At 65.7% G+C, this 20,772-nt stretch carries 20 protein-coding genes and 1 other RNA gene; 13 read left to right on the top strand and 8 right to left on the bottom strand.

Annotated features, from left to right (window positions below; translation table 11 throughout):
• Positions 1-36 precede the first annotated feature (36 nt).
• From HYH08_RS07040 to HYH08_RS07020, 5 genes are all read left to right on the top strand, one after another.
• The gene (locus HYH08_RS07040; RefSeq protein WP_020608063.1) at positions 37-357 is read left to right on the top strand and encodes a DUF4164 domain-containing protein; all 321 of its coding nucleotides are present in this window, start codon (positions 37-39) and stop codon (positions 355-357) included.
• Positions 354-737, top strand: coding sequence for a cell division protein ZapA (locus HYH08_RS07035; protein ID WP_220009040.1), 384 nt, complete (start codon positions 354-356; stop codon positions 735-737). The genes HYH08_RS07040 and HYH08_RS07035 overlap by 4 nt, the downstream gene beginning before the upstream one ends.
• 185 nt (positions 738-922) lie before the next feature.
• A non-coding RNA gene (gene ssrS, locus HYH08_RS07030) (6S RNA) lies at positions 923-1,083 on the top strand.
• Positions 1,084-1,305: 222 nt separating this feature from the next.
• Complete coding sequence (locus tag HYH08_RS07025) at positions 1,306-1,902, top strand: 5-formyltetrahydrofolate cyclo-ligase (protein ID WP_220009039.1); 597 nt, start codon at positions 1,306-1,308, stop codon at positions 1,900-1,902.
• Positions 1,880-2,704 carry a TIGR00282 family metallophosphoesterase gene (locus HYH08_RS07020; RefSeq protein WP_220009038.1) on the top strand — a complete coding sequence of 275 codons (825 nt, stop codon included), beginning with the start codon at positions 1,880-1,882 and terminating at the stop codon, positions 2,702-2,704. The genes HYH08_RS07025 and HYH08_RS07020 overlap by 23 nt, the downstream gene beginning before the upstream one ends.
• A 177-nt stretch (positions 2,705-2,881) precedes the next feature.
• On the opposite strand, the gene HYH08_RS07015 is transcribed toward HYH08_RS07020, so the two are convergent.
• From HYH08_RS07015 to HYH08_RS06990, 6 genes are all read right to left on the bottom strand, one after another.
• Positions 2,882-4,018 carry a DSD1 family PLP-dependent enzyme gene (locus HYH08_RS07015; protein WP_220009037.1) on the bottom strand — a complete coding sequence of 379 codons (1,137 nt, stop codon included), beginning with the start codon at positions 4,016-4,018 and terminating at the stop codon, positions 2,882-2,884.
• Positions 4,019-4,215: 197 nt separating this feature from the next.
• The gene (locus HYH08_RS07010; protein WP_220009036.1) at positions 4,216-5,559 is read right to left on the bottom strand and encodes a c-type cytochrome; all 1,344 of its coding nucleotides are present in this window, start codon (positions 5,557-5,559) and stop codon (positions 4,216-4,218) included.
• Positions 5,556-7,724 carry a xanthine dehydrogenase family protein molybdopterin-binding subunit gene (locus HYH08_RS07005; RefSeq protein WP_220009035.1) on the bottom strand — a complete coding sequence of 723 codons (2,169 nt, stop codon included), beginning with the start codon at positions 7,722-7,724 and terminating at the stop codon, positions 5,556-5,558. The genes HYH08_RS07010 and HYH08_RS07005 overlap by 4 nt, the downstream gene beginning before the upstream one ends.
• Before the next feature lie 8 nt (positions 7,725-7,732).
• Complete coding sequence (locus HYH08_RS07000) at positions 7,733-8,197, bottom strand: (2Fe-2S)-binding protein (RefSeq protein WP_220009034.1); 465 nt, start codon at positions 8,195-8,197, stop codon at positions 7,733-7,735.
• An 843-nt stretch (positions 8,198-9,040) separates the two neighbouring features.
• Positions 9,041-10,465, bottom strand: coding sequence for a methyl-accepting chemotaxis protein (locus HYH08_RS06995; RefSeq protein WP_220009033.1), 1,425 nt, complete (start codon positions 10,463-10,465; stop codon positions 9,041-9,043).
• A 108-nt stretch (positions 10,466-10,573) separates the two neighbouring features.
• Complete coding sequence (locus tag HYH08_RS06990; protein WP_220009032.1) at positions 10,574-12,322, bottom strand: methyl-accepting chemotaxis protein; 1,749 nt, start codon at positions 12,320-12,322, stop codon at positions 10,574-10,576.
• Positions 12,323-12,526: 204 nt separating this feature from the next.
• Between HYH08_RS06990 and HYH08_RS06985 the strand changes: the two genes are divergently transcribed.
• From HYH08_RS06985 to HYH08_RS06955, 7 genes are all read left to right on the top strand, one after another.
• Positions 12,527-13,273, top strand: a complete 747-nt coding sequence (locus HYH08_RS06985; RefSeq protein ID WP_220009031.1) for a YebC/PmpR family DNA-binding transcriptional regulator — start codon at positions 12,527-12,529, stop codon at positions 13,271-13,273.
• Positions 13,274-13,495: 222 nt separating this feature from the next.
• Positions 13,496-14,023: a crossover junction endodeoxyribonuclease RuvC gene (ruvC, locus tag HYH08_RS06980; RefSeq protein WP_220009030.1), complete on the top strand. Its 528-nt coding sequence runs from the start codon at positions 13,496-13,498 to the stop codon at positions 14,021-14,023.
• Positions 14,020-14,637, top strand: a complete 618-nt coding sequence (ruvA, locus tag HYH08_RS06975; RefSeq protein WP_220009029.1) for a Holliday junction branch migration protein RuvA — start codon at positions 14,020-14,022, stop codon at positions 14,635-14,637. The genes ruvC and ruvA overlap by 4 nt, the downstream gene beginning before the upstream one ends.
• On the top strand, positions 14,634-15,692 hold the full coding sequence (gene ruvB, locus HYH08_RS06970; protein ID WP_349631403.1) for a Holliday junction branch migration DNA helicase RuvB: 1,059 nt from the start codon (positions 14,634-14,636) through the stop codon (positions 15,690-15,692). Before ruvA ends, ruvB begins: the two co-directional genes overlap by 4 nt.
• Before the next feature lie 150 nt (positions 15,693-15,842).
• The gene (locus HYH08_RS06965; protein ID WP_220009028.1) at positions 15,843-16,760 is read left to right on the top strand and encodes a metallophosphoesterase; all 918 of its coding nucleotides are present in this window, start codon (positions 15,843-15,845) and stop codon (positions 16,758-16,760) included.
• A gap of 69 nt (positions 16,761-16,829) precedes the next feature.
• Positions 16,830-17,279 (top strand): tol-pal system-associated acyl-CoA thioesterase, encoded by a 450-nt coding sequence (gene ybgC, locus HYH08_RS06960; protein ID WP_220009027.1) that lies wholly within the window; start codon positions 16,830-16,832, stop codon positions 17,277-17,279.
• 94 nt (positions 17,280-17,373) lie between these two features.
• The gene (locus tag HYH08_RS06955; RefSeq protein ID WP_220009026.1) at positions 17,374-17,841 is read left to right on the top strand and encodes a nuclear transport factor 2 family protein; all 468 of its coding nucleotides are present in this window, start codon (positions 17,374-17,376) and stop codon (positions 17,839-17,841) included.
• Between the two features lie 109 nt (positions 17,842-17,950).
• Here HYH08_RS06955 and HYH08_RS06950 read toward each other — a convergent pair whose 3' ends face one another.
• Together HYH08_RS06950 and HYH08_RS06945 are read right to left on the bottom strand one after the other, a co-directional pair.
• Positions 17,951-18,670 (bottom strand): type 1 glutamine amidotransferase, encoded by a 720-nt coding sequence (locus tag HYH08_RS06950; RefSeq protein ID WP_220009025.1) that lies wholly within the window; start codon positions 18,668-18,670, stop codon positions 17,951-17,953.
• 41 nt (positions 18,671-18,711) lie between these two features.
• Entirely contained in the window at positions 18,712-19,638 is a 927-nt protein-coding gene (locus HYH08_RS06945) for a LysR family transcriptional regulator (RefSeq protein ID WP_220009024.1), read from the bottom strand.
• A 151-nt stretch (positions 19,639-19,789) separates the two neighbouring features.
• Between HYH08_RS06945 and HYH08_RS06940 the strand changes: the two genes are divergently transcribed.
• Entirely contained in the window at positions 19,790-20,746 is a 957-nt protein-coding gene (locus HYH08_RS06940; RefSeq protein WP_220009023.1) for an N-carbamoyl-D-amino-acid hydrolase, read from the top strand.
• Positions 20,747-20,772: the final 26 nt, after the last annotated feature.

The following is a 20,772-nucleotide window of genomic DNA, read 5'->3' as shown; positions in this document are numbered from 1 at the left end:
TCCCGGGTTGAGGCCACAGGTTCCGCCGCTGACTGCATGAACGATCGCGTGTCCAACAGCTCTGCCATGACGGAGTCCTCCGCCGTCGAGATCGAGATCGCGACCCGCAGGCTCATGGCGGCGCTCGATGCGCTCGAAAGCGCGGTGGAGCGGCGGCGCGACGCCGATCGCGACGAGAACGAGCTTGCGGCGCGAATCCAGGCGCTTGGCGCGGATCGTTCGCGGCTCGCCGACGAGCTCGACGGCGCGCTGGTGAAGGCGCGCAAGCTCGAGCGCACCAATCGCGAGATTTCCGACCGGCTGGATTCCGCGATCGTCACGATACGCTCGGTGCTCGATACCGGAGAGGACGGATGAGCCACATCAACGTCACCATCAATGGCCGGCAATACCGCATGGCCTGCGAGGAAGGCCAGGAGGTGCGGCTCTTGAAGCTCGCCGAAAGCCTCGAAACACGCATTCAATCGCTGCGCGGAAAATTCGGCGAGATCGGCGATGCGCGCCTCACCGTGATGGCGGCGCTGACCGTCTGCGACGAGCTGGTCGATATCGGCAACCGCGTCCGCACCATGGAGCAGGAGCTGACCGAGCTCCGGGATTTCCGCAACGCCGCCGTCGAGCGCGCCCGGATGACGCAGACCGCCGTGGTGAACGCGCTGAATGCGGCGGCCGAGCGCATCGAGAAGTCGACGCAGGTCCTGAACCGGACGGTCGGGAATGGGATTGCGATCGGGTAGCTCGGCTGCGCTCCCTCTCCCGCTTGCGGGAGAGGGTCGGGGAGAGGGTGTCTCCGCATTGGGACAATCCCCTAGAGGAAAGAGCCCTCACCCGCGCCTACGGCGCGACCTCTCCCGCAAGCGGGAGAGGTGAACAACCGCCAGCCGGGCTGGCGATTCGTCAGTATCGTTGTTACATTGCCTAGGCGAGGCTGCGACGCGCGTCAGGAGCCATATATCCCCGGGGCCTTATCGATCCTTTAGGGAACTGTCCCTGGCCGGGCCCGTGGGCCCGGACATATGGTGCCCACCTACTTTCGTAGGGAACTCCGGGATCGAGTGCTTCAACGGCGTCCGCGGCTTCGCACTGTTTCTTCTGTACCCGTCGAATTGCGTCCCCGACACGCTTGCGGTTCAATTGAGGCTCGGTGTCATATGCCCCGGCTTGACCGGGGCATCCAGTACGCCGCAGCGTCGAGGTCTAAGCACTGGCGTCTCTGGAATACTGGATCACCCGCTCCAGTGCGCAATTGCGCACAAGGCGGGTGATGACAGTGGAGCTAGCTCTGCCTTCGGGGGGAAAGCACGCATGTCTGCTTCGAAAGCCGAACTCCGCGCCAAAGCCCTCGCCAAGCGCGATGCGCTGAGCGAGAAGAAGCGCGCCGCCGCCGCGACAAAACTCGCCAGGCGCGGGCTGCCGTTCAAGCTGCTGCCCGGCAGCATCGTCTCCGGCTATTCGCCGATCCGCAGCGAAATCGATCCGATGCCGCTGTTGAAGAAGCTCGCAGAGGAGGGCGCGAAGCTCGCGCTCCCTTGCGTCACCGCGCGCGGCCAGTCGCTGATCTTCCGCCTCTTCCATCCGGACGACCGCCTGATGCTCGGCCCGCTCGGCATTCCCGAGCCGTCGCCGGCAGCCAGCGAAGTCATCCCCGACATCATGCTGACGCCGCTCGCCGCGTTCGACCGCCTCGGCCATCGCATCGGCTATGGCGCGGGACATTACGATTTCACCTTCGCGCATTTGCGCAAGGCCAAGCACATCGTCGGCATCGGGCTTGCGTTCGCAGCGCAGGAGATCGAGGCGGTTCCGGCACTATCCCACGACGTGGCGCTGGATTATGTGCTAACGGAAACGGACGTGTTCGATTTCCGGAGTTCTGAAGTTGCGCATTCTCTTCGTGGGTGATGTCGTCGGCCGTAGCGGGCGCAACGCCATCGCCGAATATCTGCCCGGCATGGTCAAGGACTGGTCGCTCGATCTCGTCGTCGTCAACGGCGAGAATGCTGCCGGCGGCTTCGGCATCACGGAAGCGATCTATCAGGAATTTCTCGATGCCGGCGCCGATGCCGTGACGCTCGGCAACCACTCCTGGGACCAGCGCGAGGCGCTGGTGTTCATCGAGCGTGCCGACCGTCTGGTGCGGCCCGCGAATTATCCACGCGGCACGCCCGGCCGCGGCGCCGCTCTGGTCGAGACCAAGAACGGCAGGCACGCCCTCGTGGTCAACGCTTTGGGCCGCGTCTTCATGACCCCGTTCGACGATCCCTTCGCAGCGCTCGAGCGCGAGCTCGGGGCCTGTCCGCTGGGCGTTGCCGCCGATGCCATCGTCGTCGATTTCCATTGCGAGGCGTCAAGCGAGAAGCAGGGCATCGGCTTCTTCTGCGACGGCCGCGCCAGCCTCGTCGTCGGCACCCACACCCATGTCCCGACCGCCGATCATCAGATCCTGTCAGGCGGGACCGCCTACATGACGGATGCGGGCATGACCGGCGATTACGACTCCATCATCGGCATGCAGAAGGAAGAGCCGCTGCGCAGGTTCACCTCGGGCATTCCTTCGGGCCGCTTCGAGCCTGCCGCGGGCACGGCAACGCTCAGCGGGGTCGCGGTGGAGACGGATGATGCGACGGGGCTCGCGCTCAAGATCGCCCCGGTGCGTGTCGGGGGACGATTGGAGCCGGCAACGCCGAAATTCTGGTTGAGTTGAACGGCGCTGCGGCACCCTCGGTGTCGTAGGGTGGGCAAAGGCGCCTTTGCGCCGTGCCCACGATCTTTCTCGATCGTTAGAGGTCGTGGGCACGCTTCGCTTTGCCCACCCTACGAGACCGCGCTTCGCTTGTCCGGGACGACGGCGGAGATTGACGCGCGCAACCCTGCGCCAATCTCACGTGACCGCGCCCCGCGCCGCGATCGGCCATATCGCTTCCACACGGGCGTCCTTCGTGTTGAAGCCGCGCACGCCGACATACCAGTCGTAGAGATTGACGGTCGGGTCGCAATGTCCGGGGATCAGCGTCACCTTGTCGCCGATCGCCAGCCGTGACGACGCACTGTCGAAGTCGAGCAGGCCATGCTCGTCGGAGGGCCGATGATAGCGCAGGTCGGGCCGGCCCAGCACGGCCGGGAAGCCGCTGTCGTTCGACAGGGCCTTATGGCCGGCATCGATGACGGCGCGTTCGCCGGCGCCGGTGCTCATCACGGTCGCGAGCACGAACAACGCGTGCTCGAACGCCCTGGCATTGCGCGCCCCGTCGGCGACGTTCTTGGCGTAGTCGGCGTCCATGAAAATGTAGGAGCCCGCCTGCAATTCGTTCCAGATGCCGCTCGCGCCTTCGAGCTCGAACGTCCCGGTTCCAGCGCCTCCGATCGTCCGGCATTGGAAGCCCGCCTCTTTGAGGACGCGCAGCGTCTCCGTCGTCGCGTTCGCGGCACTGGTGATGGCAGCGCGCCGCTCCTCCGGCGTGCGCAAATGCTGGGCGGAGCCGTGATAGGCCTGCAAGCCGCCGAACGACAGGAAGCGCGACCCCGCCACCTGCCGCGCCAGGTCGGCTGCCGCCGGCCCCGGCCTGACGCCGCAGCGACCGGCACCGACGTCGATTTCGACCAGCACTTCGATGTGCGATCCTGCCCGCTCCGCAGCCTGTGCCAGTTGCTCGACCACGGTCGCATCGTCGACGCAAACGCTGATGCGCGCGTGGCGCGCCAGCGCCGTGAGGCGCTCCAGCTTCCGCAAGCCCACCACCTCGTTGCTGACGAGCACGTCGCTCACCCCGCCTGCTACCAGGATCTCGGCCTCGGCGACCTTCTGGCAGCACATGCCGACCGCGCCGCGCGCGATCTGCTTGGCCGCGATGATCGGCGACTTGTGGGTCTTCGCATGCGGGCGCAACCGAACGCCGAGCTTGCCGACCGCTGTCGCCATCGTGTCCAGGTTGCGCTCGAAAGCGTCGAGGTCGATGATCAGCGCCGGTGTATCGATCTCGGACAGCGGCGCACCGATTTGGGCGGGTGGAAGGGACATCGCAAGCCAGCTGATTGTGTTCGGGTCCGCGCCCCGAATGTGCGGCGGTCTTTCTACGGCAGCATCGGCCGCCGCACCAGTGCGGTGCGCCGCTTGGCGCCCGGCTGGCGGGGGACTGCCATTTTAAAAAGGCCGGCCGGCAAAGCCCGAGCGGAGGGCTGCGCGAGCATCGATCTCCCGCAGCTTGCCCCTGAGCATCACTCCGCCGTCTGCTCCCGTAGCTCGGCCACATCCTTCGCCGTCAGCTTCGAGCCCTTCGCACCGAACCTTGCCGTGACATAATTCGCCACCGCCGCGATCTCATCGTTGGTGTAGGCATTCCCGAACGCCGGCATCGACAGCGCGCCGTCGGGCGTATGCCGCTTGGTGCCCGAGATCACGATCTGCGCGACGTTCGTCGCGGCGGGGTCATTCACCGCCCAGGTGCCGGTCAGCGTCGCCATCGGCGACACCGGGCTCTCGCCGCTCCAGCCGTGACAGCTGGCGCAGGCGCTGGCGAACACCTGCTTGCCGCGGGCGTCGGCCGTGATGCCGTCGCGATGCGAGGCGGGCGCGGCCGGCGCCGTGGTGGCAGGCAGGTCGGGCGAGGCGACCGCCGTCACGCTGCGCAAGTAAGCAACGATGCTGCTGATGTCCTCGGGGGCGAACTGGCTGAAGCTGTGGTCGACGGCTTCACCCATCGGACCCGAGGCCGAGCCGTGGCCCGGCGCATGGCCCAGCGACAGATACGAGATCAGGTCCTGATCGCTCCAATTGCCGATACCGGTCGCCTTGTCCGAGGAGATGTTGAACGCACGCCAGCCGGCGGTGAGGGCGCCACCGAACTTCTTGCGGTTGTCGAGTGCAAAACCGAGATTGCGCGGTGTGTGGCACTCGCCGCAATGCGCCAGCGCTTCGGCGAGATATGCGCCTCTGTTCCATTCCGGGCTCTTCGAGGTATCGGGCGCAAAGCGCGTGTCCGGATTGAATACGGCCGACCAGACAATCATCGCCCAGCGCTGGTTGAACGGGAACGACAGCGTGTTCTCCGGCGCCTTCGCGCGCACCGCCGGCAGGCTGAACAGATAGGCCTTCACCGCCAGCGCGTCCTCGTCCGTCATGAAGGTGTAGGACGTGTACGGCATCGCCGGATAGAGCCGCGCCCCGTCGCGGCGCTTGCCGTGCTGGACCGCGTTCAGAAAATCCTGGTCGCTGTAATTGCCGATGCCGGTGTCCTTGTCTGGCGTGATGTTGGTCGAATAGAGCGTGCCGAACGGCAGCTTGAAGGCGAGGCCGCCGGCATAGTCCTTCTCGCCGGGCTTGGTGTGGCAGACCATGCAGTCGGCGGCCTTGGCGAGGTACTCGCCGCGTTCGACCAGGTTCGCTTTCTCCAGCTTGGCGGGGACGCCCGTGGGCTTGCCGGCGCGGTAATCCGCCAGCGCCACCTTGGTGCCGCCGGAAAAATCCAGCGGGCCGGGCCCGCGGATGATCCAGACGCCCAGGCCTGCCGCGACGGCGCCGATCACAACGACGCTTCCGAGGATACGCATCTTGCCGCTCATGCCTTCTTCCCCGCAGCCAGCAGTTTCCGATCGATTGGCAGGCGCCGCAGCGCCACGCCGGTTGCGGCATAAATCGCATTGCGCAGTGCCGGCGGTCCCGCGGTCGTGCCGGTCTCGCCGATGCCTCCGGGCGCCTCGCCGCTCTTGACGACGTGGACCTCGATCTTGGGCATCTGGTTGATCCGCAACATCCGGTAGTCATGGAAGTTGGATTGCTGGACGCGGCCCTTGTCGATGGTGACCTCGCCATAGAGCGCGGCAGTCAGGCCGAACACGAGGCCGCCCTGGACCTGGGCGACGATCGTATCGGGATTGACGGCAATGCCGGTGTCCACCACCGAGGTCGCGCGGCGCAGGTTGATCTCGCCCTGCTCGTCGACCTCGGCTTCCACCACCGTTGCGATGAAACTTCCGAACGACGGCTGCAGGCACACGCCGCGCCCGACGCGGGCCGGCAGGGGCTGGCCCCAGCCCGACTTTTCCGCCGCGAGATTGAGGACGTTGAGGAAGCGCGGCTGGTTGCCCAGCATGCCGCGGCGAAACTCGATCGGGTCCTTGCCCGCCTTGCGCGCCAGTTCGTCGATGAAGCACTCGACGGCAAACACGTTGTTGTTCGGGCCGACCCCGCGCCAGAACCCGGTCGGGATCGCCGGCGGTTCGGCCCGGACATATTCGACGTGAAAATTCGGGATCTCGTAGGGCACGTCGGTGGCGCTGTCGATCGCGTCGATATCGATGCCCTTCTGGAACGCCGGCGGCAGCCAGCGCGCGATCACCGCGGCGCCGGCGATCTTGTACTTCCAGCCGGCGATCTTGCCCCCCGACAAGGTTGCCGCGATCGTGTCGCGATAGACCGGGCGATAGACGTCGTGCTGGATGTCCTCCTCGCGGGTCCAAACCACCTTGACCGGTCCCTCGACCTGCTTGGCGATGCGAACGGCCGCGACCACCATGTCGGGCTCGAGCTTGCGGCCGAAGCCGCCGCCGAGCAGGTGTTGGTTGACGGTCACCTTCTCCACCGGCAGCCCGGCGGCCTTGGCCGCCTCCGACTGCACGCGCGCCATGATCTGCGTGCCGGTCCAGATCTCGCAGGAATCGGGCTTGCAATGCGCCGTGGCGTTCAACGGCTCCATGGTCGCATGGGCGAGAAACGGCAGCTCGTACGAGGCTTCGATCTTTTCGCCGCTAGCGAGGCCCTTGGCGATATCGCCGGTGGATTTGGCGACGACGCCATCCTTTTGGCTGGCTGCGCGCAAATCGTCCCAGATCGCTTTCGAATCGATCTTCGCGTTCGGACCCTCGTTCCATTCGACCTCGAGCGCGTCGAGGCCTTTCTTGGCGGCCCACATATGATCGCCGACGACGGCGACGAGATCGTCCAGCACCACGATTTGCCGCACGCCCGGGATTTTCTTCGCGGCGCGGTCATCGACCTTGCCGACCTTGCCGCCGAACACTGGCGACTGCGCCAGCGTCGCGAACTTCATGCCCGGCAGGATCGCATCGATGCCGTAGACAGCCTTGCCGTTGACCTTCTCGGGGGTGTCGAGCCGCTTCAACGGCTGGCCGATATAGACGAAATCCTTGGGATCTTTCAGCGGGACATTCTTCGGCGGCGTCTGGCCGCTCGCGGCCACCGCAAGCGCGCCATAGGCCAGCGTCCGGCCGCTCGCCTTGTGCGTCACCTGACCCTTGGAGGTCGTGCAGCTGGCGGGGTCGACGCCCCATTGCGCGGCCGCGGCCTGCACCAGCATGGCGCGCGCGCTGGCGCCGGCATCACGCAGCGGTTTCCAGAACGCCCGCACCGATGTGGAGCCTCCGGTTGCCTGAATGATGAAGATCGGATTGCCGTAGAGCTTTTCGTTGGCCGGTGCATGCAGCAGCTGAACCTTCGACCAGTCGGCGTCGAGCTCTTCCGCCAGGATCATCGAGACGGCGGTGTAGATTCCCTGTCCCATCTCGACCTGCGGCATCACCAGTGTGGTCGTGCCTTCGGCGTCGATGCGGATGAAGGCGTTGGGCGCGAACTTGCCGTCGGTCGCGTCTTTCGGCTGCACCGGTTCGTTGACGGCGGCGCGCAGCGGCAAGTGGAAGGCGAGCAGGAAGCCGGTGGCGAGGCCGCCGGTCAGAAGCGAACGGCGGGAGACGGTGTCGTGTGCATTCATAGTGAACCTCACGCCTGTTTGCCGTTGGCGGCGTGCTTGATGGCCTCGCGGATGCGGACATAGGTGCCGCAGCGGCAGATGTTGCCGGCCATCGCGGCGTCGATGTCGGAATCATCGGGGTTGGGCGTTGCCGCCAGCAGGGCTGCGGCGGCCATGATCTGGCCGGACTGGCAATAGCCGCACTGGACCACTTCGGCCTCCAGCCAGGCCTTCTGCACCTTCGCGCCGGCGGGCGTCGTGCCGATATGCTCGATGGTGGTGATGGCGCGGTTCGCGACGGCGCTCACGGACAGCACGCAGGAGCGCACCGCCTTGCCGTCGACATGCACCGTGCAGGCGCCGCATTGCGCGATGCCGCAGCCGAACTTGGTGCCGGTCATGCCCAAAATGTCGCGCAGCACCCACAGCAGCGGCATGTCCGGTGGCGCGTCGAACGATTTCGTTTCGCCGTTGATGGTGAGAGTCGTTGCCATATGCATCCCCTTGTCCGGCGATCGCTTGCGGCGACCAGCTCGGCAAATTTTCGCGCGACCATAATCATACCGATGCGAAACGAAGAAGCTTTCAAATTCGCAGCAATGCATATCTGCGCGAGCAGCGCGTCAGGCCATGACGTTCACGAATTTGTGCGGCGAACGCTGCAAATGTTTTGGGCTAATTGATATGATTAGCGTCATTTCATGGCGCTTTATCCCCACATGCGCCGTGGATCGTCGCGTCCGATCGTGCGAACGCGCAAATCATGCGAAGACGAAATTCGTGCGATTGGGAAAGTTAGGCGGCGATTCGTCTTCGCCTGTAGCCATCCTTCGAGACGCCCGCCTGCGGCGGGCCCTCAGGATGGACCGGGTGTGCAGGCGTCTCGAAGGATGAGGCGCTCGCTCGGGCCCCTGCCAAGCTCAATGCAGAAGTAGGAATCGTAGGGTGGGCAAAGGCGCCCTTGCGCCGTGCCCACGATCTTCGCGAGACGGCAACAGACGCGTGGGCACGCTTCGCTTTGCCCACCCTACGATACTATCTCTACGGAGATAGTCTGGATTGCTTCGTCGCAAGTGCTCCTCGCAATGACGAGGTAGGAGCGGAGCACCCAACTCTTTCACCGTCACCCTGAGGCGGCCGCTTCTTCAGCGGCCCTCGAAGGGCGACGGCCCGGCTGTTGCCGTGCTGATCGATAGCGGGAGTTTCGGAATAATAGCATTATGCGCCTGTTTTGCCCGACGTGTCAAGCCGCGCGTTGGCCTGCCGGCGCAAGTCGTCGATTCCCTATGCACCGGCTACTGTGCATGGGGTTGTTTCGGATTTTTGATTGGGGGCCCTCAGCTCTGCCGGAATCCCATGCGGAAGGCGCCCCAGTGCTTGCCGCGGATCATGATCGGCGAGGACAGGTCCTTCATCAGCACGAACTGCCCGCCGCCCATGTCGCGGCGATAGGTCTGCAGCAGGAACGGTTTTGTGCTGGCCGCGACCTTCTGCACCGCGCGATCGGTGAACAGGCGGCGATTGCGGCAGTTGGCGTTGTTCCAGACGGGGTCCTTACCCTGCGGCAGGCGATAGTTCGGATTGTGGGTCGGCAGGTAGCCGCCCCTGGCCCAGGCGACGCAGAACACGATGCGGGGATCCGACTTCTGGATCGGGTCCTGGATCGCGGGCAGCACGCGGTCGGTGAAGTCGACGTAGTTGGTGACGAACTGTTTGGGATCGGTGCCGGGGATTTCGCGGTAGTTGTCGTCCATGAGCTGGTCGAGCGTGATCTCGCCGCGGGCAATCGCCGCCTCGAACTCGTCCGAGATCCGCTTGGCAGTCTCGACGACGACCCGGATCAGCGGCGCATCCGAGGTCTCGACGCCGCTGTCGGCGATCAGCGCGATCAGCGCTTCGGAGGTGTCGAGCAGTTTTGTGACGCGCTGGTCGGCGCTCTTGAGATCGCGCGAAGACAGATCGACGCCCTTGGCGAGCTCGTTGAGCTCGCTGATGACGGTGTCGCAATGGCCGAGGTTGGAGGTCGCGGCACGCGCGACGCCGTCGATCTCCGCTTCCACTGACGCAAAGCCCTGCTGGACGCGCGAGATGATGCCGGAGATCGCTTGCGCGCCTTCGCCCGCCGTCTTGGCGCGCTGCGAGGCGTCGCTGCTCTCGCCGATCAGGCCTTCGATCTGGCCGTCGAGATCGCGCACGGTGTCGGAGATCTGATGCGTGGCCTGGCGGGTGGCTTCCGCAAGGTTCTTGACCTCGCTCGCGACCACCGCAAAGCCGCGGCCGGCATTGCCGGCGCGTGCCGCCTCGATGGTGGCGTTGAGCGCCAGCAGGTTGGTCTGCTTGGCGATCGCCTCGATCGAGCCGGAGACTTTTGCAACCTGCGCCAGTGCCGAGCCGACGGCGGAGAGGCGCGCCTCGATCCGCTCCACGGCCGCGACGAGTTCGGAGATGTGGCTGACGGCGGTATCGACCGCGCTGCGCGACTGGGCGATCTCGCCGACCGCGGCCGAAGTGGTCGTCTGCACCGCCTGCGAGGCATTGGCGATGTCGTGGTTGGCCGAGACCATCGTCTCGGCCGTCTTCTGGAGATGTTGGAACCGTTCCGACTGGTTGGCGACGCGGTTGGCGACTTCCTGGACGTTGCCGGCAATGTCGGCAAGCTCGACGCCGAGACCGCCGATGCGGTCGGCGAGCTGGTCGATCAGCCGTTCGGCCAGAGTCCGGTTCGATCCGGTGTCCAGGACTGCAAGTTGGGCGAGGGACATGTACGGGCTTTCTCCAGGCGGAGCCGTTGATCGGCTCACCGCGGGCATTCCCATTCCGACTGCAATTTTAAAGGATGATTCGCGGTCGCCGTCTTGCCTGAGCGTGCACTACAGCTTGTAGGCGGTGCGGAATCCGCCCCAGTGCCGGCCCTGCACGCGGATCGGAACGTCGATCTCGCGCATCATCACGGTGTTGCCGTTGCCCATGTCGCGCGCATAGCTCTGGACCAGGTACGAGCGCTGGTTGTGCGCGGCAGCGAGCCCCGCCGGATCGTTGAAGATCCGCCGGTTGCGGCTGTTGGCGGTGTTCCAGGCGACGTCGCCCGGCCGCTGCGGATGCGAATAGATCTTGTTGTGCACCGGCAGGAAGCCGTTGTGGTCGACCATGGCGCAGAACGCCAGGCGCTGGTCCCGGGCGAGGAAGGCTTCCTGGAACGGCGGCAGTGCGCGGTCGGCCCAGTCGAGATATTTCGTCCGGTACTGCTGCGGATTGGTCCCTGCGATCTCCGCATAATCGGTGTCGAAGAGGTCGTCGATCCCGATCTCGCCGCGCGCGACCGCCTGCTCGAAGATGCGCGTGAGTGCGGTCCCCGCTTCCATCGCGCGAGTGACGAACTCGGTATTCTCCTCGTGGATCGACCACAGCTTGTCTTCGATCTTCTCGGCGAGCTCGGCGTTCGGACTGACGAACTGCGCGCGGGCGCCGGCCTTGGACTGCTCGGTCACGCGCAGGCGGCAGGCGCCGACCTGCTCGAGGGTGCCTTCGATCATCGACTGTGGCGCAAGCCGGCCTGCATCCGTGCCGCCGATCAGCACGCCGTCCATCGAGATCTCGTAGACCGGCATCACGCCGCGCGCGGTCTCGAATTTGAGATGGCAGGGCAGCCGCTCGGTCTTGCGGCGATCGTCGTGCTCGCTCTGGCGCAGCAGCACCGCGCAGCGCGATTTCAGCTTCTGGGCGAAAGTGGTCACCGCCTTGCCGGCACTGGCGACGCTCTCGCCATGGGTCTCGGCGGCCTTGGTCGCGGCATCGATCTCGGCCGCGCTCTCGCCGACCGAGACGATGAAGTCCGATGCGCTGGCGGCATTGCCGGAGACTTCGCTGGTGGTGGCGTTCTGCTCGGCCACCGCGCCGTTGACGGTGTCGAACACCGGGCGGATCGCCTCGATCGCCTGCGAGATGCGGTGCACGGCATCGGCCGAGCCGGCGGCATCGCGCTGCAGCGCATCGATCTTCCGGGTGATCTCTTCGGTCGCGCCCTGGGTCTGCACCGCCAGCGCCTTGACCTCGGTGGCGACGACCGCAAAGCCCCTGCCGGCTTCGCCCGCGCGCGCAGCCTCAATGGTCGAGTTGAGCGCGAGCAGGGTGGTCTGCCGCGCGATCTGCGCGATCAGATTGACGACGTTGCCGATCGCGGCGGAGGATTCGCGCAGGCGGTCGACATTGGCGCGGGCTTCCTGCGCCGCCGCGCTGGCCTCGTCGGCGAGCTTGCCGGCGGCGCGGACCTGCGCCCCGATGCCTTGCGCGGATTGGGTGAACTTGTCGGCGGCATGGGCAAAGGTCGAGGCATTCGACTGCGCCGCGTTGGTGCGGCCGGTCAGGGCGTCGGTGCGGTCGCGGATGGCGGCCAACGTCGCCGCGGTTGCCTCGGCGCCCCCGGCCACCGAATTGGCGGCGCGCTCGAGCTGCCGAATCATCGCGCCGAGCTCGAGTTCCAGCAGTTCCAGAATTTCCCTGGCCGAATCGGCATCGCTGGCCGGTGCGGGCTCGGAAGGGGCCGGCACTGGCGCAGGCTGCGGAGCGGCCGCAGGCGCGGCCACGTCCGGCAGACGCTTTCGGAATAATGCGAACGCCATCAGGTCACTCTTGTCGGGAGACGGTCGGACGCTATTTTCGCAAGCCGGGATGAAATCAGGGTTAACGGTGCCTCACTCTTGGGCACGGGCCAGTACGGTGCTACCTTAAAGCCGTAGAGCCTCTTTCATTCCGGTGGGTTGGCGGCCTATAAGGCCGCGCTTCCCGCATTCATCCTTGGCGCACGATTCCTGACGAGACCACGCATGGCCGGACATTCCCAATTCAAGAACATCATGCACCGCAAGGGGCGGCAGGATGCCCAGAAGTCGAAGCTGTTCGGCAAGCTGGCGCGCGAAATCACCGTTGCTGCCAAGCTCGGCACGCCCGACCCCGCCATGAACCCGCGCCTGCGCGCCGCCGTGATCGCGGCGCGCCAGGAGAACATGCCCAAGGACAATATCGAGCGCGCCATCAAGAAGGCGCTCGGCAGCGACGGCGAAAACTATGACGAGATCCGCTACGAGGGCTATGGCCCCGGCGGCGTCGCCGTCATCGTCGAGGCGCTGACCGACAACCGCAATCGCGCCGCATCCGACATCCGCTCCTTCTTCACCAAGTCCGGCGGGAATCTCGGCGAAACCGGCTCGGTGTCCTTCATGTTCGACCGCACCGGCATCATCGAGTACGACCGCAGCGTCGCCGATGACGATACCGTGCTCGACGCCGCTATCGAGGCCGGCGCCGACGATGTCGTCTCGGGCGAAGGCGGCCACGAGATCTACGCCTCGACCGAAGGCTATCGCGACGTGGCCAAGGCGCTGGAAGCCAAGTTCGGCGAGCCGCGCAAGGCCGCCTTGATCTGGAAGCCGCAGAACACGGTCGCGGTCGACGACGAGACCGGCGAGAAGCTGCTCAAGCTGATGGACCTGCTCAACGAGCACGACGACGTCCAGCAGGTCTACGCCAATTTCGAGGTGTCGGACGCGCTGATGGCGAAGATGGGCGGCTGAGGCACCCCGGACGGTGCGCTCCCTCGCCCCGCGCTTGCGGGGAGAGGGGCGGGGTGAGGGACCTCTCTCGGCACATGTGATCGGTGTGAGACCTGTACCCCTCACCCGGATCGCAAGGCGATCCGACCTCTCCGCGCACGGGGAGAGGTGAAGAGCCACTTCCCCTGTTACTTCCGTTCTGTTTCTGTTTCGCTCCTGGCGGCCAGCCGCTATCACTGGCCCATGACTGCGCTCCCGATTCGTGGCCCCGTTCGCATCATCGGTATCGACCCCGGCCTGCGCCGCACCGGCTGGGGCGTGATCGAGGCCGAGGGCAACCGGCTGATCTATGTCGCCTGCGGTTCGGTGGAACCGCCGGACGATCTGCCGCTGTCGAGCCGGCTGCTCGCGATCCACGAGGGGCTGGCGGCCGTGCTGTCCAGCTACCGGCCGATCGAAGCCGCTGTCGAGCAGACTTTCGTCAACAAGGACGGTGTCGCCACGCTGAAGCTCGGCCAGGCCCGCGGCGTCGCCATGCTGGCGCCTGCCATGTTCGGCATCTCTGTTGCCGAATACGCGCCGAACCAGGTGAAGAAGACCGTGGTCGGCGCCGGCCATGCCGACAAGCAACAGATCGCGATGATGCTGAAGATATTACTGCCCAAGGCCGAGCCGCCGTCAGCCGATGCGGCCGACGCGCTCGCCATCGCCATCACCCACGCCCATCACCGCCAGAGTACCGCGCTCAGGCTGAAGGTTGCCGGACTATGATCGGCAAGCTCAAGGGCCTGATCGATTCCTACGGCGAGGATTTTGTGATTCTCGACGTCGGCGGCGTCGGCTACCAGGTGCATTGTTCGTCACGCACGCTCCAGCATCTTCCATCTCCGGGTGAAGCGGCCGTGCTCTCGATCGAGACCTACGTCCGTGAGGACCAGATAAAGCTGTTCGGCTTCCGCACCGACCAGGAGCGCGAATGGTTTCGCCTGCTCCAGACCGTGCAGGGCGTCGGCGCCAAGGTCGCGCTCGCGGTGCTCGGCACGCTGGCGCCTTCCGATCTCGCCAATGCGATCGCGCTGCGCGACAAGGCCGCGGTCTCGCGCACGCCGGGCGTCGGCCCCAAGGTTGCCGAGCGCATCGTCACCGAGTTGAAGGACAAGGCGCCGGCCTTCGCCAATGTCGATCCCGCCGTCGTGCATCTCGCCGGTGCCGTCGACGATCAGCGCGCGCCACGACCGGTGGCGGATGCGATCTCGGCGCTGGTCAATCTCGGCTATGGCCAGCCGCAGGCCGCCGCCGCGATTGCATCGGCCTCGCGCAGCGCGGGTGAAGGCGCCGAAACGGCGCAGCTCATCCGCCTTGGCCTGAAGGAGCTCGCGAAGTGAGCGATCCCAAGGCCAACCGCATGGTCTCGCCCGAACGGCGCAGCGACGATGTCGGCGACACCGCGCTACGCCCTCAATCGCTGTCGGATTTCGTCGGCCAGCAGCAGGCGCGCAAGAACCTCTCGATCTTCATCGAGGCGGCGCGCAAGCGCGGCGAGGCGCTCGATCACGTGCTGTTCGTCGGCCCTCCCGGCCTCGGCAAGACCACGCTGGCGCAGATCGTGGCGAAGGAGCTCGGCGTCGGCTTTCGCGCCACCTCGGGGCCGGTGATCGCCAAGGCCGGCGATCTCGCCGCGCTGCTGACCAATCTCGAAGAGCGCGACGTGCTCTTCATCGACGAGATCCATCGCCTCAGCCCGGCGGTGGAAGAAGTGCTCTATCCCGCGATGGAGGACTTTCAGCTCGACCTCATCATCGGCGAAGGCCCGGCAGCGCGCTCGGTGAAGATCGAACTGTCGAAATTCACCCTCGTCGGCGCCACCACGCGCGCCGGCCTGCTCACCAATCCCCTGCGCGATCGCTTCGGCATTCCGGTACGGCTGAATTTCTACACGATCGAGGAGCTCGAGAGCATCGTCAGCCGCGGCGCGCGCGTGCTCAATGTCGGCATGAGCGCCGACGGCGCCAACGAGATCGCGCGCCGCGCCCGCGGCACGCCGCGCATTGCCGGCCGTCTGCTCCGCCGCGTGCGCGATTTCGCGTCCGCAGCCGATGCGGCATCGATCGACCGCAAGATCGCCGACCATGCGCTGAGCGCGCTCGAGGTCGATGCCGCGGGTTTGGATGCGATGGATCGCCGTTATCTCACGACCATCGCGATGAACTATGGCGGCGGCCCGGTCGGTGTCGAGACGATGGCGGCAGCCTTGTCCGAGCCGCGCGATGCGATCGAGGACATCATCGAGCCCTATCTGATCCAGTGTGGCTATCTCCAACGCACCCCGCGCGGCCGCTTGCTGACCTCGCATGCCTTCCGCCATCTCGGCATCGCCGAGCCCTCGCGCGATGCGGCGGCCCAATTCGGCCTGTTCGGCACGGACGAGAGCGACGACTGACCCGCGTCGAGACCAGCGCTCGCGTTGTCGTGAACTTCCGTTAACCTTCGTGCAGGACGCTTGCACGAGGATGCTGGCGGTCTGCACGAATGCACCCCAATTCCGCTTGAATCGGATTAGATCAAGGCGCCGTATCACCATTGGGCTTCCATGATCACGCGCCGTCATCTCATCCGCTCTATCGGCGGCCTGTCCGCCCTCGGCGTTTCGACCGCCGCCTATGGCGTCGGCGTCGAGCCGGTGCTGCGGCTCCAGGTCACCCGCTATCAGCCGACGCCGCGGCAATGGCCGGCGGATTTCCCGCTCAAGATTGCCGTGATCGCCGACATCCACGCCTGCGATCCCTGGATGTCGCTGGAGCGGATCGAGGCCATCGTCGACCGCACCAACGCGCTCAACGCCGACATCATCGTGCTGCTCGGTGATTATGTCGCCGGCGTTCGCCGGGTCACGCGCATCATTCCGTCGAGCGAGTGGGCCAAGGTGCTCGCCGGTCTCAAGGCGCCGCTCGGCGTGCATGCCGTCATGGGCAATCACGATTATTGGGACGACAGGACCGTGCAGCAGGCAGGTCACGGGCCGACCGTTGCGCATCGCGCGCTGGAGGCCGCCGGCATCCCGGTCTATGAGAACGACGCCGTGCGCCTCACCAAGGAAGGCCGCGCGTTCTGGCTCGCGGGCCTCGGCGACCAGCTCGCCTATCTTCCGGCAACGCGCTATCACCGCGTGCAACGCTTCGGCGTCGACGATCTCGCAAGCACGTTGGCGAAGGTGACCGACGACGCCCCGGTCATCCTGCTCGCGCATGAGCCCGATGTCGCGCTGCGCGTGCCCGCACGCGTCGCGCTGCAACTCTCCGGCCACACCCATGGCGGCCAGATCCGCGTGCTCGGCTGGTCGCCGGCCGTTTCGCCGAAGCACGGCATCCGGCTCGCCTATGGTCATTTCCGGCTGAAATGCGACCTGCTCGTTTCGGGCGGTCTCGGTTGCAGCATCATGCCCGTCCGCTTCGGCGTGCCGCCGGAGATCGTCGAGGTGACGCTGGGGCGGGGGCCAGTGGTGGCGTAAGCTGCGCTTGCGCGGCCGGTTATTTTTGCGCACAACGGGCCGGTAGCAGGAAGCGAAGAGGCTCGCGACGTGACAGCTCATCTCGACGGCGAGATCCGCGACGGCCGCCACCACATGCAGGTTCGTGTCTATTATGAGGACACGGATTTTTCCGGCATTGTCTACCACGCCAATTATCTGCGCTACATGGAGCGCGGGCGCACCAATCATCTCAGGCTGATGGGGGCCGAGCAGCAGGCGTTGTTCGATCAGGCGGAGACCGAAGGTGCAGGCTTTGCCTTCGTGGTGCGCTCGATGCATCTGGATTTTCTCAAACCGGCGCGCATGGACGATGTGCTCGATGTCGTGACCTGGCCGACCGCGGTGAAGGGCGCCTCGATCATGCTGGCACAGGAGGTGCGGCGCGGCGAGGACGTGCTGGTGAAGGCCGAGGTGCGCGTCGCCTTCATCAGCGGCGGCCGCGCCCAGCCGATCCCGAAATCGATCCGCACGCTGATGAAGGCCGATTTGATTTCCTGATCGCCCGATAAGTGATCGGCCGATAGGTGATGGCCACTCGACTCCGCCAATCGCAGCGATAGATTGCGGCCTCGATCAAACCGATGAGGCCATCATGTCGCGTCCGCCACTTCCGCCCTTCACCCGAGAGACCGCCGCGCAAAAGGCGCGCATGGCCGAGGACGCCTGGAATTCGCGCGATCCCGTGAAAGTCTCGCTCGCCTATACCGAGGACAGCCGCTGGCGCAATCGCTCGGAAGTGTTCGAGGGTCGCGAGGCCATCGTCGCCTTCCTCACTCGGAAATGGGAGAAGGAGCAGGAGTATCGCCTGATCAAGGACCTCTGGGCCTTCGATGGCAACCATATCGCGGTGCGCTTCCAGTACGAGTGGCACGATGCGAGCGGCCAGTGGTATCGCTCCTACGGCAACGAGCAGTGGGAGTTCGACGAGCACGGGTTGATGCGGCGACGAGAGGCGTCGATCAACGACATCGCGATCGCGGAGAAGGATCGCCGCTTTCACTGGGCGGCGCCGGGACCGCGGCCGGCCGATGTGCCGGGGCTGGGAACGGATCCGTTCTAACTCTTACCCCTCATGGTGAGGAGCCGCGAAGCGGCGTCTCGAACCATGCAGGCCCAGCTATTGCCGCGGGGGCCTCGATCCTTTGAGACGCCCGCCGTTGGCGGGCTCCTCAGGATGAGGAGATGGATTTACGTGCCAAGAATCTCGTAATCGCGCCGCCGAGCTTCGCGTTGTCCAGCGGTTTCGTGAGCGACTCCCGCGCCGCGGCAACGACATCTTCCGGCGCCTTGCCGTCGCGCAGCTCGACGCACACTTCCGCGAATTCAACGTCGAACTCCGGATGCGGCTGCACGGTCAGCGTCGCGCCATTGGCGTAAAGCAGGCCGGCATGCGGGGTGAATTCGGATGAGAGGATCGTGAGTGCATCGGTCGGTGCCTCGATCACCTGGTCTTGATGCGAGCAGGCGATGGCGACCGCATCGCCGTCGACGACGCCGTTCTCCGGCAGCACCTGATAGACGTGCCGGCCGATTCCCCAGCCCTTCTCCGACTTCTTCACGGTGCCGCCGAGCGCCTGCGCGATCAGCTGGTGGCCGAAGCAGACGCCGACCATCGGCGTCTTGTTGGCGTAGGCCGTGCGCACGAAATCCTCCAGCGGCGCGATCCAGTCGAGCCCGTCATAGACGCCGGCGGCAGCGCCCGTGATCAGCACGGCTTCGAGCTTGCTCGGATCGGGGAGTGCGTCGCCATTGGGAATGCTGACCACGTCGACCGTCGCGGTCGGATCCTCGGCGCGGACCATGCGCTCGAACATGTCCGGAAACGAACCGTGCTGCTTGCGGTACTTTGGCGGAACCTGCCCGGTCTCGATGATGGTGATGCGTGCCATGTGCCCCAAGCTCAAATGGACAAGGTCAAAGGTTGCAAAGCTCAGTCGCTTTCTGCCCCATGTTGCTGATGCGGCGCTGTGTGCTCCAGCAGCGCGCTTTCCTTGCGCACCTCGTTGAGAAACGCCTTTGCGAGACGCGACAGCGGCTCGGCTTCCGACCATAGCATATAGGCGACCGCATGCGTCGTCGGCGCGAACGGCCGCACCACGAGACCGCTGCCGCCATTCTGCCGCGGCGAGAACGGATCGACCACGGCGGCGCCGACACCGGCAGCGGCGAGCACGCAAGCCGTGTTGCAGTAGCGCACCTCGACGGTCGGCCGGAACGGCGCGCCGGCGCGGGCAAAACTGTCGCGCACGGCCTCGCCAAGCCGTGTGCCGCATTCGAGCCCGATGAAGGGCAGGCCGGAGAGATCGGCGGCCGCGATCACCGGCTTGCCCGCGAGCGGATGCTGCGGCGGCAGCACGCAGACCATCTCGCCGGTGTGCACCACCTCATGGGCGATGCCGGGATGATGCGTCAGCCCGAGCGCGAAGCCGAGCTCGGCGACGCGGCTGAGCACGCCCTCGATGATGCCCTCATAGCGCCGAACGTCGAAATACACGCGCGTCTCCGGGCGGCGGCGCAAAAAGCCCGACAGCGCGGAGGGAATGATGCTGTAGGCGAGCGGCGGGGTCGCCACGAGTGCGAGATGGCCGGAGCGGTTCTCGCGCAGATCGCGTACGCGGCTTTCGAGTTTTGCGTGCAGCGCGAAGATCGCTTCGCTCTCCTTGTAGAGCGCCATCGCTTCCGCAGTCGGAAACAGCCGGTTGTTGACGCGCTCGAACAGTGCAAAGCCCGCCTGCGCCTCCATCGTCTTCAGCGCGTTGCTGACTGCGGGCTGCGACAGCGCCAGTTCATCCGCTGCCGCTACCGTGGTGCGGTGGCGGATGACGGCACGCAGGATTTCGAGCTGACGCAGGTTCATATCACTGCCAATTATACTCTGGGCCAAAACATCATAGCACGATGAATTGCTTTTGCAGCCCCGCTTGCGCCTAATGGTCGCGGATTTGCATGCTGGATCAAAGGGTTCATTCGCCCATTGAGGCAGCATTGCGCACAGATTGGAGGCAGTCTTGGTTCGTGTCCTTCGCGCCGCCGCAGCTCAAATGGGGCCGACGCAAAAAGCCGATACGCGCGAGCATACGTTGAAGCGGATGCTTGCGCTGTTGGAGGAGGCCGCCGGCCGCGGCGCCAGCCTGGTCGTGTTTCCGGAGCTCGCCTTCACCACCTTCTTTCCGCGATGGCTGCTCGAAGGCGACGCGCTCGACCAGTATTTCGAGCGCGGCATGCCGAACCCGGCGGTTGCACAGCTGTTCGATCGTGCGCGGGCGCTGCGCGTCGGCTTCTATGTCGGCTATGCCGAGCTGACGCCGGACGGAAGGCGCTACAATTGCTCGATCCTCGTCGATCGCGACGGCGAGATTCTCGGCCGTTATCGCAAAGTACATCTGCCGGGCTCGGTCGAACCACGTCCGGGCGCGCGCTACCAGCAGCTCGAAAAGCGCTACTTCGAATATGGCGATCTAGGCTTTCCCGCCTTCCGCGCCGGCTCGGCCTGGGCTCACGCCATCATGGGCATGATGATCTGCAACGACCGCCGCTGGCCGGAATCCTGGCGCGTGCTCGGCTTGCAAGGCGTCGAGCTCGTCTGCATCGGCTACAATTCGGCGGCCTACGATCCCAATGGCGGCACGACGGAAGACGGCGCGCTGCGCACCTTCCACTCGACGCTGGTGACGCAGGCCAACGCCTACATGAATGCGACCTGGGCAATCTCGGTGGCGAAGGCGGGCGAGGAGGATGGCTCCGGCCTGATCGGCGGCTCCTGCATCGTCGATCCCAACGGACGAATTGTCGCACAGGCGCAGACGCTCGCGGATGAGGTCATCGTCGCCGACATCGATCTCGATCTCTGCCGCCAGGGCAAGGACAAGATGTTCAACTTCGCCGCCCATCGGCGGCCGGAGCAATACCGGGTGATCACCGAGCGCGCCGGCGTCATCGAGCCGGCCGTTCTCGACGCGGACTGACTGGCACGGCGCTGGCAAGCGTCGTC

The organism is Bradyrhizobium sp. BR 10289 (assembly GCF_019455385.1).
Lineage (GTDB): Bacteria > Pseudomonadota > Alphaproteobacteria > Rhizobiales > Xanthobacteraceae > Bradyrhizobium.
This window is presented reverse-complemented; position numbering and strand designations above follow the sequence as displayed.

Bases quoted from the DNA above. Each gene is read 5' to 3' on its own strand.
- HYH08_RS06955 (WP_220009026.1), top strand. From the start codon at position 17,374: ATGTCGCGTCCGCCACTTCCGCCCTTCACCCGAGAGACCGCCGCGCAA.
- HYH08_RS06995 (WP_220009033.1), bottom strand. From the start codon at position 10,465: ATGTCCCTCGCCCAACTTGCAGTCCTGGACACCGGATCGAACCGGACT.
- HYH08_RS07040 (WP_020608063.1), top strand. From the start codon at position 37: ATGAACGATCGCGTGTCCAACAGCTCTGCCATGACGGAGTCCTCCGCC.
- HYH08_RS06965 (WP_220009028.1), top strand. From the start codon at position 15,843: ATGATCACGCGCCGTCATCTCATCCGCTCTATCGGCGGCCTGTCCGCC.
- HYH08_RS06945 (WP_220009024.1), bottom strand. From the start codon at position 19,638: ATGAACCTGCGTCAGCTCGAAATCCTGCGTGCCGTCATCCGCCACCGC.
- HYH08_RS07035 (WP_220009040.1), top strand. From the start codon at position 354: ATGAGCCACATCAACGTCACCATCAATGGCCGGCAATACCGCATGGCC.
- HYH08_RS06985 (WP_220009031.1), top strand. From the start codon at position 12,527: ATGGCCGGACATTCCCAATTCAAGAACATCATGCACCGCAAGGGGCGG.
- HYH08_RS07025 (WP_220009039.1), top strand. From the start codon at position 1,306: ATGTCTGCTTCGAAAGCCGAACTCCGCGCCAAAGCCCTCGCCAAGCGC.
- HYH08_RS06950 (WP_220009025.1), bottom strand. From the start codon at position 18,670: ATGGCACGCATCACCATCATCGAGACCGGGCAGGTTCCGCCAAAGTAC.
- HYH08_RS07000 (WP_220009034.1), bottom strand. From the start codon at position 8,197: ATGGCAACGACTCTCACCATCAACGGCGAAACGAAATCGTTCGACGCG.
- ruvC (WP_220009030.1), top strand. From the start codon at position 13,496: ATGACTGCGCTCCCGATTCGTGGCCCCGTTCGCATCATCGGTATCGAC.
- ruvA (WP_220009029.1), top strand. From the start codon at position 14,020: ATGATCGGCAAGCTCAAGGGCCTGATCGATTCCTACGGCGAGGATTTT.
- HYH08_RS07015 (WP_220009037.1), bottom strand. From the start codon at position 4,018: ATGTCCCTTCCACCCGCCCAAATCGGTGCGCCGCTGTCCGAGATCGAT.
- HYH08_RS07005 (WP_220009035.1), bottom strand. From the start codon at position 7,724: ATGAATGCACACGACACCGTCTCCCGCCGTTCGCTTCTGACCGGCGGC.
- HYH08_RS06990 (WP_220009032.1), bottom strand. From the start codon at position 12,322: ATGGCGTTCGCATTATTCCGAAAGCGTCTGCCGGACGTGGCCGCGCCT.
- HYH08_RS07010 (WP_220009036.1), bottom strand. From the start codon at position 5,559: ATGAGCGGCAAGATGCGTATCCTCGGAAGCGTCGTTGTGATCGGCGCC.